We start from the raw sequence: 15403 nt of genomic DNA, 5'->3' as shown, positions 1-15403 counted from the left end.
TCAGCCTTCCGTTCTGGCGGTATGGGCGGATGCCGCGGCCGCGGCGGCGTCTCCCGGCCGTGGCCGGGTCGTGACCTTCTCGATCGGGAGGTCATGCGCATCCGCGTGGTTCAGCTGCACGATCCGTTGCACGTAGATGCCGGCGAGGTGCACGTCGTCCGGATCGATCTCGCCCGGTTCGACGAGCTCGTCGACCTCGGCGATGGTGATCCGGCCGGCCATCGCTGCCGGCGGGTTGAAGTTGCGGGCCGACTTCTCGAAGACCAGATTGCCGTGCCGGTCGCCGCGAGCGGCGCGCACCAGGGCGAAGTCGGTGACGATCGCCTCCTCGAGCACGTATTCCTGCGTCTTTCCGAGCGAGGAGAACACCCTGGTCTCCTTCGGCGGCGAGGACACCAGCACCTCCCCGTCTGGCCCGTAGCGCCAGGGCAGGCCGCCGTCGGCGACCAGGGTTCCGACGCCGCTCGCGGTGAAGAACGCCGGGATGCCGCTGCCGCCCGCGCGAAGCCGCTCGGCGAGGGTTCCCTGCGGAGTGAGCTCGACCTCGAGGTCCCCGCCGAGGTAGCGCCGAGCGAAGTCCTTGTTCTCGCCGATGTATGACGCGATGACCCTGCTGATCCTGCCCTCCCTGAGCAGCTCACCGAGTCCCCAGCCGTCGACGCCGCAGTTGTTGGAGACGACCCGGAGGTCTGTCGTGCCCCGGTCGAGCAGGGCGCGGATCAGCACGATCGGCACGCCGACCAGGCCGAAGCCGCCGACGGCGAGGGAAGCGCCGTCTGGGATGTCCGCGACGGCGGCCGCCGCTGAGGTGAACGTCTTATCCATGGAGCAGTCCTTCGGTCCGGTTCAGGGAAGTGTCGGGGTCGGTGCAGAGGCGGCGGCCTCCGCGTCCAGGGCGGCGAACGTCGTGCGGGCTATCGAGAGCGCCGAGTTCGCGGCAGGCACCCCGGCGTAGATCGCGGTATGCAGCATCGCCTCGCTGATCTCGGCGCGGCTGAGCCCGTTGGTGAGCGCGGCGCGCACGTGCATCGCGAGCTCGTGCTCGTGGCCGCCGGTGATCAGGCAGGCGAGGGTGAGGAAGCTGCGGGTGCGCCGGTCGAGGCCGGGCCTGGTCCAGATTTCACCCCAGGCGTATCGGGTGATGAAGTCCTGGAAGTCGGCGGTCTCCGGGGTGATCGCGGCCGTCGCGGCATCCACGTGCGTGTCACCGAGCACGGCCCGGCGCACGGCCAGGCCCGCGGTGTACACCTCGGCCGCCGTTCGTGCGGAGGGATCCTGGGCCACGGCTAGTCCGATCGGCTGCTCCGCAGACGTTGCCGGGGGCGTCGCCGCGAGCTGTTCCCTGAGCAGGCCTGCGAGGTCCCGCGGCCGCTCGAGGGAGGGCAGGTGGGCGACTCCCGCGATCTCGGCGAACCGGGCGCCGGGAATGGCCGCGGCGAGTTCGGTGACGAGGGCACTCGGCGTGGCGAGGTCGAGTTCCCCGGCGACGCAGAGCGTCTGCACGGCGATGCCGGCGACCGCGTCGCGCTCGTCGAAGGCGGCGAGCGCCTCGCAGCAGAGCGCGTATGACTCGTCGTCGATGTCGAGCAGCCGGTTCAGCGCACCGGCACCCGCCGCGGGATCGCGCTCCAGGAACCCCGGAGCGAACCAGCGTTCGGCGCTGCCGATCACCATCGAGGGCGTTCCGCTCGCCCGGATCTGTGCGGCGCGCTCGTGCCAGCCCTCCGCTGTGCCGATCCGTGCCGCCGAACAGACGACGGTGAGGCTCAGCAGGCGCCCGGGGTGGCGGATGCCGAGCTCGAGCCCGACCGCTCCGCCGAGCGAGATCCCGGCATAGTGGAAGGACTCCGGTGCCGCGTCCGGACCGAGGGCGGCGGCCGTCGCGGAGTCGACGAGCGCGATCACCGCGTCGGCGAGTTCGGCGACCGTGAACGGTTCCCGCGCGGCCGGGCTGACCCCGTGTCCGGGCAGATCGAAGCTGAGCACCCGCAGGTCCGGATGTGCCGGGTCGCCGAGGGCGCCGAGGGCGTCGACGACCGGGTCCCAGAGCGTCGTCGTGGTGCCGAGCGACGGTCCGAGAACGAGCAGCGACGCCCGGCCAGCCGGGCCAGGGCGAATCGTGCCACGAAGAAGGGGCTGGGTCATCGTTCAACCTTCCGTGCTGGGTGGGCAGGCACTGCCGGTTGACGAGGCACTGCCGGTTCACGAGGCACTTCTGCCTCGACGTGTGCCCGGTATCGGGCGAGCACCCGGTCGATCGCTGACGAACCCTGGCCCAGGCCGGAGTCCGCGTCGAATGCGGCCCAGGCCCGGTCCCGCAGTGCGTCGGTCACTCCCCCGGTGGCGCCCTCTGCTGCCAGCATGCCACCCAGCGTCACCCGCAGCGGTCGCCGGGTCTCGTGGGATTCCTCGGCGGCACGCTGTACGAGTGCGAAGGCCCTGGTCTTCCCGAGGGCCTCGGCGAGCAGGGTGGTCACGCGTTCGCTGAAGACGAGCCCGTCGGTGAACTCGAGGTTGACCCGCATCCGCCCGGGGTGGACGTCGAGGCGCCCGGCGAGGTCGGCCGCTCCGCTGACCGCGGAAACCGCGAGCCGCTCGAGCTCGCGCAGGGTCTGCCACTCGGCGTGCCAGGCTCCGCTCGGGCGCTGGTCCTCGGCGAGCAGGCTGCCGTAGAGCGACGCCAGCAGAGCAGGGGTCTGGCGCGCTGCGGCCGTGACGAGCACGGCCGTCACCGGGTTGCGCTTGTGCGGCATCGCGCTGGAGCCGCCCTGTCCCGCACCGAGCCGCTCGTTCACCTCGGCGATCTCGGTGCGGGACAGCACGGACACGTCGAGGGCGAACGCCCCGGCGACCCCGGTCACCGCGGCGAGCGCGGATCCAAGTTCCACGACCGGCAGGCGGTCGGTGTGCCAGCTGAGCAGCGGGCGGCGCAGCCCGAGCCGGGCGGCGAACCGGTCCGTGACGACCTCGACGGCCGGGGTGCCCGACGTGGATGCCGCCGGCCCGGCGACCCCGGAGCGGGCGTTGGCGATGGCGGTGAGCACGGCGAGGTTCCCGACAGCGCCGCCGAGCTGCGCTGGCAGCCCCGCGCGCACCCGGGCGAGCGCGGTCGCGGCCGTGAGCACGGCGTCGAGCCAGCCGGCCGCCACGAAGCCGAAGCTCGTGGGCGAGGCCTGCTGGCCCAGGGTGCGGCCGGCCATGATCGTGTCCCGGTGCTGCCCCGCGAGCACGGCGAGCGCGGCGGCGAATTCCCCGAGCCGGTCGGCGAGCTCGCCGCAGACCCGGTCGGCGACGAGCATCGCCGCCGTGTCGAGGACGTCCTGGCTCGTGGCGCCGACATGGATGTGGTCGGAGGCCCCTGCACGCACGCGTTCCGCGGCGAGGCCGAGGTGCTTCACGAGCGGGATCACGGGGTTGCCGCCGCCGCGCCCCTCCCGCGCGATCGCACCGAGGTCGAGCGCACTGGCGTCGGCGAGAGTGTCGCAGACGCCGAGCATCCACTCGGGGGCGAGTGCTGCGTCGACGAGCGCCCTGGTCAGGGCGAGCTCGGTGTCGACCATCGCCTGCAGCCAGGCCGCGTCGCTCGTGAGCGCCCGCGCCCGGCTGCCGTGGTCGAGCGGAGCCAGCAGCCCGGCGTCGAGAATGGGCTCAGGCATCGAAGACTCAGGCAGCACTGACTCAGGCATCGAAATCCAGGAACACGGTCTCGTTCTCGCCCTGCAGGCGGATGTCGAACCGGTACGAGGCAGCGCCCGTCGGCCCGGTCCCTTCCTGCACGCAGACGAGGGTGTGCCGCCGGTCCGCCGGGACCGCGGCGAGCACGGCATCCGTGGCATTCAGCTCCGCATTCCCGGGGAAGTAGGCCCGGGTGAAGAGGTGGTGGATGAGCCCCCTGGCGAACACGGTGACGAGCACGTACGGCGCACCGCCCGCGACCGGGCCGGGTTCGACCGTCGTGAAGGTGTAGTGACCGCCGAAGTCGACGGCCGCCCTGCCGAAGCCCGTGAAGCCGAAGCCGTCGCGGGCGAGGGAGCCCCGTTCGGTCCGCAAGGCGCCGGTCTCGTCGGCCTGCCAGATTTCGAGGATGGCATCGGGCACCGGTTCCCCTGCGCCGTCGAAGACGGTTCCGTGCAGCCGGATCGCGTGCGGGTGGTGGCCGGGCACGAGCTCGGCTCCACCGTCGTACGGCAACGCGAACCCGTAGAACGGGCCCACGGTCTGCGCGGGGGTCTGCACGTACCGGGCGGCAGGCGACTCAGTCATGGGCTTCTTCACTTTCCATCCAGGTGGATTTCGGACCGGTGAGCACGATGTCCCACCGGTAGCCGAGCGAGAACTCCGGCACGCTCAGGTCGTGGTCGTACACGCCGATCAGCCGGGCGCGCGCTGCGGGGTCTGTGATCGACTGGTAGATCGGGTCGAGCGCGAAGAGCGGGTCGCCCGGAAAGTACATCTGGGTGATCAGGCGCTGGGTGAACGCGGTACCGAAGAGGGAGAAGTGGATGTGTGCCGGCCGCCACGCGTTCAGGTGGTTCCGCCACGGGTAGGGTCCCGGCTTGATCGTGGTGAAGGAGTATTCGCCGTTGTCCCCCGTGATGACCCGGCCGACGCCGGTGAAGTTGGGGTCGAGCGGGGCGGGATGCTGGTCGCGCTTGTGCACGTAGCGTCCGCCGGCGTTGGCCTGCCAGACCTCGACGAGCTGGTGCCGCACCGGGCGGCCCTCGCCGTCGAGCACCCGCCCGGACACCGTCATCCGCTCGCCGAGAGGTTCGGCGTTGTGCTGGATGGTCAGGTCGCTCTCGAGGGGGCTGACGTCGCTGTGCCCGAAGGCGGGCGAGTGCCGTTCGATCTCCTCGGGGTCCGCCCGCACGAGCTCGTGGGTCGGGTGCCGCAGGATCGAACTGCGATAGGGAGGGTAGTCGCGACGCGGGTGCAGTTCCGGGGCGTTGCCCTCCGCGACGCGGGCCCTGGCTTCCGCCTCGATGGCCTGCATCTCTGCGGAGATCTCGTGTTGTGACGTGGTATCGGTCATGTCGCTGATTCCTCTCGGGAGTATGGGGTCGGGAGTGGGGGCTAGAACGGGAGTCCGGAATACTGTTCGGCGAGCTCGCGCTGGGCGTGCACCGAGCCCGTGACGTAGTCGAGACGGCCGAGCTGGCTCTGGTAGTCGAACTCCATCGTCTGCAGGTCGGTGCGGTTGCGGTGCAGCAGGTCGGTCATCCACTGCGAGAACTGCTGCACGCGCCACTGGCGGCGGAGCGCCGCCTCGCCGTAACCGGAGAGGAGGGCGTCGTCGTCCGCGTAGTGGGCGGCGAGGGCGGCGGCGAGCATGGTGACGTCGGCGATGGCGGAGTTGAGGCCCTTCGCCCCGGTCGGCGGCACGATGTGTCCGGCGTCCCCCGCGAGGAAGAGACTGCCGTACGCGAGGCGGGACGCCACGAAGCTGCGCATGGGCGTGATCGACTTGTCGGTGATCTCGCCCTCCTGGAGGGTCCAGCCCGGCACGCCGAGCCGGGCGTGCAGGTTCTCCCAGATCCGTTCGTCCGGCCACTGGTCGAGCGAGTCCGCGGTGTCGACCTGCAGGTAGAGCCGGGAGACGTGCGGCGAACGCATCGAGTGCATTGCGAAGCCGTCTTCGTGCAGCGCATAGATGAGCTCGTCGGTCGACGGAGCCACGTTCGCGAGGATCCCGAGCCAGGCGTACGGGTAACTCCGGTCGTAGAGCGTGATGGCTTCGCGGGGGATGCTCGCGCGGCAGACGCCGTGGAAGCCGTCGGCGCCGACGACGAAGTCCGCCGTGATCTCGTGGGCCTCGCCCGCGTGGGTGAACGTCACCCGCGGCGCGCTCGACTCGAGGTCGTGCACGGCGACATCCGCCGCCTCATAGTAGATCGTCGAGCCGGCGGCGTTGTGCGCCGCGATGAGGTCCTTGACGACTTCCTGCTGGCCGTACACCGTGACGCTGCGGCCGATGAGCTCCTGGAAGTCGACGTGGTGGCGTTCGCCCCGGAACTGCAGGTAGATGCCGTCGTGCTCGAGGCCCTCGGTCCTGATCCGCTCGCCGAGCCCCAGGCGGGTGAGGGTCTCGACGGCGCTCTGCTCGAGTACGCCGGCCCGGATCCGGGCGAGCACGTAGTCCTGCGAACGGTTCTCGACCACGATCGAGTCGATTCCGGCGTCCCGCAGCGCCCAGCTGAGGAGAAGACCGGCGGGGCCTGCGCCGATGATGGCGACACGGGTGTTTTCTGGGGACACGGGGTTCTCCTAGCGACGATGACAGGTGATCGCACCATCTTGCGGAGTCAGCAACCCTCCAGCGCAGCCGTTTCCACTGAGTGAAAGATCGCGGGCTGGACTCACGGCAAGCAGATCTTTCTAAGAAAGCTCTCACACGCGTCTCGCGTCTGCCTCATCGAGGACAGGCACACTGTCGGATGATGACCCCGACGCCCGGTGACGGCACACTGGCTGTGGAGCCTTCCCCCGCTGAATAGGAGCAGATCAATGCGCGAGCCCATCCCAGCACCTGACAGTCGTCGGCGGCGGACGCGTGCCGGCCTCGCCGGGGCTGCACTCATCGTCGTCGTCGCCACCGCCGGCCTTGCCGCAGCCATGGTGAGCTCCCTCGCGCTCGCGGACCAGGCGGGGACGCCGCTCACCGTTCCCGGGGTCACGGTCGGAACCCAGCCGCCCGCCACGGGCGACGCCCCGGTCGTCGCGCCGAGCGCGGTCTCCACCGGCGCGCCGTCGGTGGGCACGGTCCCGGCCACGATACCGACCACCGCACCCGTGCCCGAGCTGGTGCCTGCCCCGACGCCGGTTGTCGTCGACGACCACGGCGGTAACCGATCGGGAGGAAGCGGTGGCAGCGGCAGCAGTGGGAGCAGCGGTAAGGACTGAACCGCCCGAACGCTAAGAGAGCTCTCACCGGCGTCTCCTTCCGGGCTTAGAACCACACCGCAGAGTGGAAGCACTCAGTGACATCCGCTGAAGCGCCGGTCCCGGCGCCGTCGAAAGGACATCTCATGGCCCACCTGACAAAGAAGAGTTCCCTCGCACTCGCCACCCTCGGCCTCGCCGGGCTCCTGTCTGCGGGTATCGCCACCGCACAGGCAGACACCGGCAGGCACGGCGACGTCATCCCGACGCCGACCAGCAGTTCCAGCACGACCACACCCGGCACCATCGTCGGCACCGACGACCCGGCGACCCACGACCTCGGCGACGATCACTCGACCGACCCCGCCACGCCGACACCGACGACCCCCGCCGTCACGACCGACGACAACGGAGCCGACGATCCCGCCACCCACGATGTCGGCGACGACCACTCCGCCGCCCCGGCCGTGCCCGCCACGCCTGCGACTCCGGTCCGCACCGATGACCACGGCGTCGACGACCCCGCAACCCACGACGTCGGCGACGACCACGGAACGGACACCTCCGGCTCAGGCAACTCCGGCCACGACAACTCCGGCCACGACAGCACCGGGCACGACAACTCCGGGCACGGCAGCAACGGCTAGAACTCCCCGAACACCGATATCCGCCCGGGCTCGTCGCCGGGGACGGGAAATGGGCTGCCGGCTCAGCGCGATCAGCGCAGCCGGTAGCCCATTCCCCTGACCGTTTCGATGCGCGAGGCGCCGAACTTGGCCCGGAGATAGCCGACGTAGACGTCGACAACGTTCGAACCGGGATCGAAGTCGTACCCCCAGACCCGGCTGAGCAGCTGCTCCCGACTGAGCACCTGGTCGGGGTTGCGCAGGAATTCCTCGGCCAGAGCGAATTCCCTGGCCGACAGGTCCACCTGGTGATCACCGACGATCGCCCGGCGGCTACGCAGGTCGAGCTGGAGCCCAGGGACGCCCAGGACGGGTTCGAGGACTCTGGCGGCATCTGCCAGACGCAGGCGCACGCGGGCGAGCAGCTCATCGAACCGGAACGGCTTGGCCATGTAGTCGTTGGCACCGCCCTGAAGGCTGGCCAGGGTGTCTTCTGCAGAGTCCCGCGCCGTCAGCACGATCACCGGTAGCGCAGAGTCCTCCGCGCGCAGTCTGCGGAGTACTTCGTAACCGTCGATGCCCGGAAGGCCGATGTCGAGCACCATCAGGTCGAATCCGCCGGTGAGGGCGAAGTCGAGTGCGTCAGGTCCGGTGCGCACGACCGACGTCGCGTACCCGGCCGCCGAGAGGCCCTTGTCGACGAAGGTCGCGATCCGCGCTTCGTCCTCTGCGATCAGGATGCGGCTCATGGGGTGACCTCCGTGGTCTCTGGCGCTTCGACGCTTCGGGGCGGGAGCGGGATATCGAGCGTGAAGGTCGCGCCCTGTCCCTGCTGCGACGTCACCAGGACCGAACCGCCGTGGGCGTCGGCGATCGCCGCGACGATCGCGAGGCCGAGTCCGGAACCGGTCTCTCCCCGTCCGACCGCTCCACGCGTGAATCGTTCAAAAATGTGTTCCTGCGCCTCGATACTGATCCCTGGACCGTCGTCCCTGACCCAGAGCCGCAGCCGGGATGAGCCGTCCGCCGCCCGGTCGACCGCGCTGCCGATGTCGACCGTTCCTCCGGGCGAACCGTGACTGACAGCGTTTGCCGCGAGCTGGAGCAGGGCCTGGGTGAGCTTGTCGGCGTCGACGGTAGCCATGACAGCGGCACTCCGGCTCGACACCCAGTGGTGGTCGGAGAGCGCAGCTGCCTTGGCGCGCACGAGTTCGGTGAGGGCCGCGATGTCGGCAGGCGCCAGGTTCAGGCTCACCGGCCTGTGCACTTCTGCGAGCGCGGAGATGTCCCTGACCAGGCCGTTCATCCGGTCGAGCTCGTCGATCGCCAGTGCCCTCGTCGCTGCAACGTCGGCGGGGTCGGATTCGTTCATGAGTTCCAGGTGCCCGCGCACGATGGTGATCGGAGTCTTGAGCTCGTGGCCGATGTCGTCGAGCAGGCGACGCTGGCTGGTGATCGAGTGATCGAGCCTGTCGAGCATGCCATTGACGGTTTCGGTCAGGAGTGAGACATCGTCCCGGCCATAGGCCGGTATGCGCTCACTCATGTCGGACGCGGTGATCCGCGCGGCCGCCTCACGCAGGGCACGGATGGGACGCAGCAGACGTCCGGATACCAGCCAGCCGACGAGGCCGAGCAGGACCAGGGTCAGCGCGGCGACTCCCAGGTAGGTGCGGAAGGCATCCGTGACGGGCCGCAGCTCGGCGTCGAGATCGAAGGCGGCGCTGAACACCCCGGCGGCGGGGTCCGTGCCGACGGTGACGGGTGCCGCGACGTAGCGCACAGCCCGTCCGTTCCCGACCGCGGTGCCGAGCACGACTGCTCCGCCCGACGTCTCGGCTGTGATCCGCGTGACGAACCCGGCGTCGTCTTCGAGGCGGAAGGCGACGTCCCCAGCGGGGGCGAAGGCCGCAGCACCGTCGATGACGGCGAGTGTGGACTCATTCGTTCCCGGCCGCACCCGCTGCACGACGGCACCGAGCACGCCGGCCACCGTGGTCAGCCCGGAGTCCCCTGCGATGAAACGGGCGTCCTCGACCGTCACCTTCAGTGAGGCGTCAAGAGCATCCAGGGTTCGTTCGCGCTGCACCAGATACGCGGTCGTCCCCGCGGTGGCCATGCCGAACGCTGTGACGACCAGGATGGCGGCCAGGATGCGCACCCGGACCGACAGCAGGGGTCGCCATCGACCACGGGGAACGAGCTCCTCAACGGGCATTCCCCCATTATCGACTGCCGCAACCATCGAGCGGGCATCCCCGCGCGATCAGTCCGCAATCAGTCCGCAGCTGATCCGCACTCAGCCGGCGGCGCGGCGGTACCCGAGCGCCCTGCCGACCCCGTGGGCCGCGACGCGCACGGCCTGTTCCTGCTCGGGGCTCGACCGGGGCGTTGTGCGGGTGACGATAGACACGGCCGCAACCACCTGGCCGGTGCGGTCCCGGATCGGCGCCGCGATCGAACTCGAACCGGCTGTCATCTCCTCGGACATGCGGGCGATGCCCTGGGCGCGGATGCCGGCCAGGCGCCGCCGCAATTCCTCGGGGTCGGTCACCGTCTGTGGCAGGAACCGCGGCAACGGCCCGGCCAGGTAGGTCTGGATCACCTCGTTCGGAGCGAAGGCCAGCAGCACGAGTCCGACCCCGGTCGCGTGCAGCGGGAGGCGGCCGCCCACCCGGGAGATCACCCGCACGGCCTGGTGCCCGGACAGCTTCTCGAGGTAGAGGGCGTCGCTCCCATCGAGGACGGCGAGGTGCACGTGCTCGTGGGTCGACTCGTACAGGTCTTCCAGATAGGGCAGGGCGATCGTGCGCAGGTTCCGCGCCGTCGGGGTCTGCACCCCGACCTCCCAGAGCCGCATCCCGAGCGCGTAGCGTCCGTCTTCCTGGCGGGCAAGGCCTCCCCAGCTCGTCCATTCGCCGACGAGGCGATGCACCGTCGTCAGCGGGATCCCGGTGCGCTGCGCGATCGCGGTGAGGGTGAGCGAACTCGCCGGCGGCGCGGTGAACGCGTCGAGAATGGCGAAGAGCCGGGCGGCCACGCCGCGGTCATCGACCGGGAACGCCGCAGCGTCCTCGGTTCCCCTCGACTGTGCGGGCTTCCCTGACATCAGCACCACGCTACTCGCCCGCGCACCGGCGGGCAGCATATTGTGGGGCCATGGCGAATTCCCGCTCCGGCGACTCCCTGCTGTCCCGGCTCGTGACGATTCTCGACGCCTTCGATTCCCATCGCTCGTCCATGACGATCTCCGCGTTATCGCGCCGGGTGGGCATCCCACTCGCCACGACCCACCGGCTCGTCGTGCAGCTCCTCGACGAACGGCTCCTCGAGCGCGACGCGGACGGAGGAGTTCGCCTCGGCATCCGGTTGTGGGAGCTGGCCTCGCGGGGCTCGCGCACCACCGACCTGCGCGAGATCGCGCTTCCCTTCATGGAGGACGTGCACGCCGTCGTGCAGCAGCACACGACCCTGAGCCTGCTCGACAGCGAGAACGTGCTCTACATCGAGCGGCTCACGACCCGCGGTTCGGCGGTGAACATCACCCAGATCGTCGGCCGGCTGCCGATCCACGCGTGCTCGTCCGGGCTCGTGCTCCTGGCATACTCCCCGCCGGAGTTCCAGGACGACGTGCTCGGCAGGGAACTCGTGCGCTACACGGAACACACCGTCACCGAACCCGCAGCCCTGCGCCGGCTACTGGCCGGGATCAGGCAGCTCGGCCACGCTTCCGTGCCCGGGATCATCGTGCCGAACACGACCGGGATCGCCGTTCCGGTGTTCGAACGCGGCGATCGGGTGATCGCCGCGCTGAACGTGATCGTCCCCTTCGGCGAGGAGGACCTCCGGGCGACCGTGCCCGCCCTGAAGACCGCGGCGCACGGCATCTCCCGCGCCCTCGGCTCCGACCGGCCGCGCGGCGGCACAAGCCGGATGCCGCGGGCCGTCTGACCGGGACGCCCCGATTCCCCGGCGAATATTCCTCCCATTGAATGGGAGGGGCACGATGAGCGACCCCGACCGTTGGCAGTCTTCAGAAACGCAAATTCTTGTGTCAACGACGACGGGAGTGGGATTCGATGCGAATTCTCCAGGGCAAGCCGCAGGACCGATTCGATGTCGTGGTGGTGGGGTCCGGCGCCGCGGCGCTCACGGCCGCCGCGACGGCGGCCAACGAAGGCAAGAGCGTGCTGGTGGTCGAGAAGTCGGCCCTGCTCGGCGGGACCTCGGCGGTATCGGGCGGGATGCTCTGGGTCGCCGCCAACCATCTCGCCCGCGGCGCGGGCATCGCGGATTCGCCGGAAGACGCCGCACGGTACGTGCGAGCGGTCTCCAGGGGCCGGGGCAGGGACGAGCTCTTCGATGCCGCGATCGACAGCGGCGATGACATGCTGCGCTACGTCGAACGCGAGCTCGGCGTGGCCTTCCTGCTGCTTGATAACTTCCCGGACTACCGGATGGATCTCGACGGCGCCCTCGACGGCGGACGCACCGTCGAACCCGAACTCTTCGACGCCGCTGCCGCGCTCGGCCCCGTGCGGGCACACGTGCGCACCGACGGCCGGGCGCCCTTCACGATGCAGGAATACGAAGCCTGGGGAGCCTTCACCCACTTCCCCTGGCCAGAACTCGCGGCACGGGAAGCGGCGGGCCTCGTCGCCAAGGGGCAGGCGCTCGTCAGCATGCTGCTCGCCTCCTGCCTCGGGAACGACGTGACCCTCTCCGTCGACGCCCGCGCCGAACGCCTCGTCGTCGAGAACGGGCGCGTCACGGGCGTCGTCGTGGACGGACGCACGTTCCACGCGAATGACGGCGTCGTGCTCGCCTGCGGCGGCTTCGAGTGGGACAAGGAACTCGCCGACGGGCTGCTCCAGACCCGGCTGCACGTCGTCTGCTCTCCCCCGTCGAACACCGGAGACGGCCTCCGGATGGCCCAGCGCATCGGTGCACGGACCGGTGGGACCAGGGAAGCCTGGTGGGCGCCGATGTCGGTCATCCCCGGCGATCTCCGCGACGGGGAACAGGTCGGCACCCTGCTCCGCTTCGAACGCCAGGGTCCCGGTTCGATCATGGTCAACCAGCACGGGCGCCGTTTCGCGAACGAATCCCAGGATTACAACGACCTCGCGCGTTCCCTGCACTCGTGGGACCCCGCGGCCAATGCCCCGCTGAACACGCCGTCCCACGTCGTCTTCGACCACGCCTTCCTCGAGCGCTACGGCGTCCTGAGCCACCGCGCCGGCCGGCCGACGCCGGCGTGGCTGCTCGAAGGCGCCACCCTGGCCGACCTCGCCGCGCGCATCGACGTCGACCCGGCCGCCCTCACGGAGACGGTCGGCCGCTTCAACCACTACGCCGAGCTCGGTGAGGACCCAGACTTCGGCAGGGGCCGGAGCCGCTACGACACCTACTGGGGCGATGCGGGGAACGTCTTCCCCAACCCGAGCCTCGGCCCGCTCACCACCGGGCCGTTCTACGCGCTCCCGGTCGTCAACGGCGCCTTCGGCACGAGCGGAGGCGTGTCGACGGATGGCGTCGGTCGCGTCGTCGACGTCGACGGCGCCGTCATCGGTGGACTGTTCGCCGCCGGGAACACCACCGAGAGCGCGTACGGGGCCGGTTACCCCGGCGCAGGCGCGACCCTCGGGCCGCTGATGACGATGGGCTACCTGATCGGCCGCACCCTCGCAGGCAGCCCGATCGGCTACCCCGACCTGGCCGACGCTGCGGCGACGGCGGTCGTCCGATGATCCGCCACGTGGTGCTTTTCCGGTTCGAAGACAGCTTCACTCCCTCGATCGAACACGACTGGCGTGCCGGGCTCGACGGTCTCGTCGGTCACGTGCCGGGGCTCCGGTCGCTGAGCGTCGGCCGCGACCTCTCCGGACAGGCCAGGTCCTGGGACTGCACGATCGTCGCGGACTTCGACACGGCCGCCGACGTGGCCGGGTACGCAGGGCATCCGCTGCACACCCCGCTGATCGCCCTCTCCAGCCCGCACACCCGGCAGATCGCATCCGTCGATTTCGACGTTCCGGAACCGGCCACGACGCACGCGGAGCAGAGGAAGGGGCGGGTGCACGGCAAGATCGCCATCGTCACGGGAGGGAGCGGCGACCTCGGCAGCGCCTGCGTGCGGCTCCTCGCCCGCGAGGGCGCCGTGGTCGTCAGCCTCGACGTCACCCCGCCGGCCGAACCGTGGCACGAGCCGGGAATCACCTCCCTCGAACTCGACATCACCGACCCGGAACAGGTGGAACGCGCCGTGGCCCGGGTACTCGAGACGGTCGGCGTTCCCGACATCCTCGTGAACGCCGCCGGTATCATCGGGCGCGCGGCGCCCTCGCACGAGTCGACCCTCGCCGAGTTCGACCGGATCTTCAACGTGAACGTCAAGGGCACCTGGCTCATGACGAAGTACGTGGTCCCGGCCATGATCGCCGCGTCGCGCGGCAGCATCGTCAACTTCTCGTCGATCCACGGCATCACCGGCGGCAGGAGCGTGCCGCTGTACCACGCCACGAAAGGCGCGGTCCGGCTGCTCACCAAGTCCGACGCCGCGACCTACGGTGAGCACGGCATCCGGGTGAATTCGATCCACCCCGGCTCGATGAACACGAGGATGAGCCGCACGGCCGCCGACATGAGCGCTGTCGGGCCAGAGGCGTACTACCGCCAGCTGGTCGAGGGCAATCCGCTCCGCCGGCAGGGGGAACCCGACGAGATCGCCTACGGCGTGCTCTACCTCGCGAGCGACGAATCCCGCTTCAGCACCGGTTCCGAACTGGTCATCGACGGCGGATACACCGCCGTCTGACCCAGGGCAGACCACCCGCACCACCCGAACCACCCGCCCCAACCCCACCAGGCACCTTGTCAAAGGAGACAGCATGTCCAGCACGGTTCCAGCGTCGACCATCCCCCAGCGGATGCCTCGAAAGGCCGCGGCAGCGGCATTCGTCGGCAGCGCCCTCGAGTACTACGACTTCTTCATCTACGGCGCCGCGGCCGCCCTCGTCTTCAACCACATCTTCTTCTCCGCCGCCGACCCGGCGATCGCGACCATCGCCTCCCTGGCGACATTCGGCGTCGGCTATGTCGCCCGGCCGTTCGGCGGGCTGATCCTCGGCCACTTCGGCGACCGGATCGGCCGCAAGCGGGTGCTGATCCTCACCCTCGTGATCATGGGGGTCGCGAGCCTCGCGATCGGCTTCCTGCCCACCTACGACCAGATCGGGGCCTTCGCCCCGGCCCTCCTCGTGCTGTGCCGCCTCGCGCAGGGGTTCTCGGCCGGCGGGGAAGCGGCAGGGGCGAGCACCCTCGCCATCGAGCACGCCCCCGAACATCGCAGGGCGTTCTTCTCCGGTTTCACGATGACCGGGTATGCGGCCGGTATGGTGCTCGCCACCATCGTCTTCATTCCCGTCGCGGCCCTACCGGAGGACCAGCTGTATGCCTGGGGCTGGCGGGTGCCGTTCCTGTTGAGCGCGGTCGTGCTCGTCGTCGCATACATCGTGCGGTCCCGTCTCGACGAGACGCCGGTGTTCGCCGAGACGAAGTCCGTCGCCGCCGTCGAGAGGTTCCCGGCCGCGCAGGTGTTCAGGCACCAGTGGCGCGACGTCGTGCGCGTGCTCGTCTGCTCTCTGTTCGCTGTGACGCAGACCGTGTTCACCGTCTTCGGCCTCGCCTATGCGACGAGCCCCGCCGTGGGCATCGATCGCGGCACGATGCTGTGGGTCGCGACCGTGTCCATCGCGGGTTCCCTCGTCACCATCCCGCTGTTCTCGGCTCTGTCGGACCGCATCGGGCGCCGGCCGGTCTGGATCATCGGCACCCTCGGTTCCGCGGCGACCATCTTCCTCTACTTCTGAGCGATCTCGACCGGTTCGATCCCGCTC

General features: G+C 70.0%; 15 protein-coding genes. 6 read left to right on the top strand and 9 right to left on the bottom strand.

Annotated features, from left to right (window positions below; all coding sequences use genetic code 11):
* From RHM57_RS05640 to RHM57_RS05615, 6 genes are read right to left on the bottom strand one after another with little or no spacing between them, the layout of a single operon-like run.
* Entirely contained in the window at positions 1-825 is an 825-nt protein-coding gene (locus RHM57_RS05640) for a CoA transferase subunit A (protein WP_322189620.1), read from the bottom strand.
* A 21-nt stretch (positions 826-846) separates the two neighbouring features.
* Positions 847-2145, bottom strand: a complete 1299-nt coding sequence (gene pcaC / locus RHM57_RS05635; RefSeq protein WP_134561286.1) for a 4-carboxymuconolactone decarboxylase — start codon at positions 2143-2145, stop codon at positions 847-849.
* Positions 2142-3656: a lyase family protein gene (locus RHM57_RS05630; RefSeq protein ID WP_322189619.1), complete on the bottom strand. Its 1515-nt coding sequence runs from the start codon at positions 3654-3656 to the stop codon at positions 2142-2144. The genes pcaC and RHM57_RS05630 overlap by 4 nt, the downstream gene beginning before the upstream one ends.
* A 22-nt stretch (positions 3657-3678) precedes the next feature.
* Positions 3679-4263 (bottom strand): protocatechuate 3,4-dioxygenase subunit alpha, encoded by a 585-nt coding sequence (pcaG, locus tag RHM57_RS05625; RefSeq protein ID WP_322136022.1) that lies wholly within the window; start codon positions 4261-4263, stop codon positions 3679-3681.
* On the bottom strand, positions 4256-5032 hold the full coding sequence (gene pcaH, locus RHM57_RS05620; RefSeq protein WP_134448883.1) for a protocatechuate 3,4-dioxygenase subunit beta: 777 nt from the start codon (positions 5030-5032) through the stop codon (positions 4256-4258). Before pcaH ends, pcaG begins: the two co-directional genes overlap by 8 nt.
* 41 nt (positions 5033-5073) lie before the next feature.
* Positions 5074-6255, bottom strand: coding sequence for a 4-hydroxybenzoate 3-monooxygenase (locus RHM57_RS05615; RefSeq protein WP_134448882.1), 1182 nt, complete (start codon positions 6253-6255; stop codon positions 5074-5076).
* 249 nt (positions 6256-6504) lie between these two features.
* Between RHM57_RS05615 and RHM57_RS05610 the strand changes: the two genes are divergently transcribed.
* Both RHM57_RS05610 and RHM57_RS05605 read left to right on the top strand, forming a co-directional pair.
* Positions 6505-6900: a hypothetical protein gene (locus tag RHM57_RS05610; protein ID WP_166790688.1), complete on the top strand. Its 396-nt coding sequence runs from the start codon at positions 6505-6507 to the stop codon at positions 6898-6900.
* Between the two features lie 125 nt (positions 6901-7025).
* Positions 7026-7526, top strand: coding sequence for a hypothetical protein (locus RHM57_RS05605; protein ID WP_322136023.1), 501 nt, complete (start codon positions 7026-7028; stop codon positions 7524-7526).
* Between the two features lie 71 nt (positions 7527-7597).
* Here the strand turns inward: RHM57_RS05605 and RHM57_RS05600 are convergent, their stop codons facing one another.
* The 3 genes from RHM57_RS05600 to RHM57_RS05590 all read right to left on the bottom strand — a co-directional run bounded on the left by RHM57_RS05600 (position 7598) and on the right by RHM57_RS05590 (position 10614).
* Positions 7598-8254: a response regulator transcription factor gene (locus RHM57_RS05600; RefSeq protein WP_134560034.1), complete on the bottom strand. Its 657-nt coding sequence runs from the start codon at positions 8252-8254 to the stop codon at positions 7598-7600.
* Positions 8251-9723, bottom strand: a complete 1473-nt coding sequence (locus RHM57_RS05595; protein WP_166790687.1) for a sensor histidine kinase — start codon at positions 9721-9723, stop codon at positions 8251-8253. Before RHM57_RS05595 ends, RHM57_RS05600 begins: the two co-directional genes overlap by 4 nt.
* Positions 9724-9804: 81 nt before the next feature.
* Positions 9805-10614, bottom strand: coding sequence for an IclR family transcriptional regulator (locus RHM57_RS05590; RefSeq protein WP_322136025.1), 810 nt, complete (start codon positions 10612-10614; stop codon positions 9805-9807).
* A gap of 50 nt (positions 10615-10664) precedes the next feature.
* On the opposite strand from RHM57_RS05590, the gene RHM57_RS05585 reads away from it, so the two are divergent.
* The 4 genes from RHM57_RS05585 to RHM57_RS05570 all read left to right on the top strand — a co-directional run bounded on the left by RHM57_RS05585 (position 10665) and on the right by RHM57_RS05570 (position 15376).
* The gene (locus RHM57_RS05585) at positions 10665-11456 is read left to right on the top strand and encodes an IclR family transcriptional regulator (protein ID WP_322136026.1); all 792 of its coding nucleotides are present in this window, start codon (positions 10665-10667) and stop codon (positions 11454-11456) included.
* A gap of 128 nt (positions 11457-11584) precedes the next feature.
* Positions 11585-13255, top strand: a complete 1671-nt coding sequence (locus tag RHM57_RS05580; protein WP_322136027.1) for an FAD-dependent oxidoreductase — start codon at positions 11585-11587, stop codon at positions 13253-13255.
* On the top strand, positions 13252-14322 hold the full coding sequence (locus RHM57_RS05575) for an SDR family oxidoreductase (RefSeq protein ID WP_134448874.1): 1071 nt from the start codon (positions 13252-13254) through the stop codon (positions 14320-14322). Before RHM57_RS05580 ends, RHM57_RS05575 begins: the two co-directional genes overlap by 4 nt.
* A gap of 73 nt (positions 14323-14395) precedes the next feature.
* A complete protein-coding gene (locus tag RHM57_RS05570; protein ID WP_322140765.1) occupies positions 14396-15376 on the top strand; it encodes an MFS transporter in 981 nt (326 codons plus the stop codon).
* The last annotated feature ends 27 nt before the right edge of the window (positions 15377-15403 follow it).

The sequence above is a fragment of the Cryobacterium sp. 10S3 genome (assembly GCF_034344045.1).
In the GTDB taxonomy this organism is placed as follows: domain Bacteria; phylum Actinomycetota; class Actinomycetes; order Actinomycetales; family Microbacteriaceae; genus Cryobacterium; species Cryobacterium glucosi.
The sequence above is the reverse complement of the archived record's forward strand: the minus strand, read 5'-3'. Positions and strand labels throughout refer to the sequence as shown.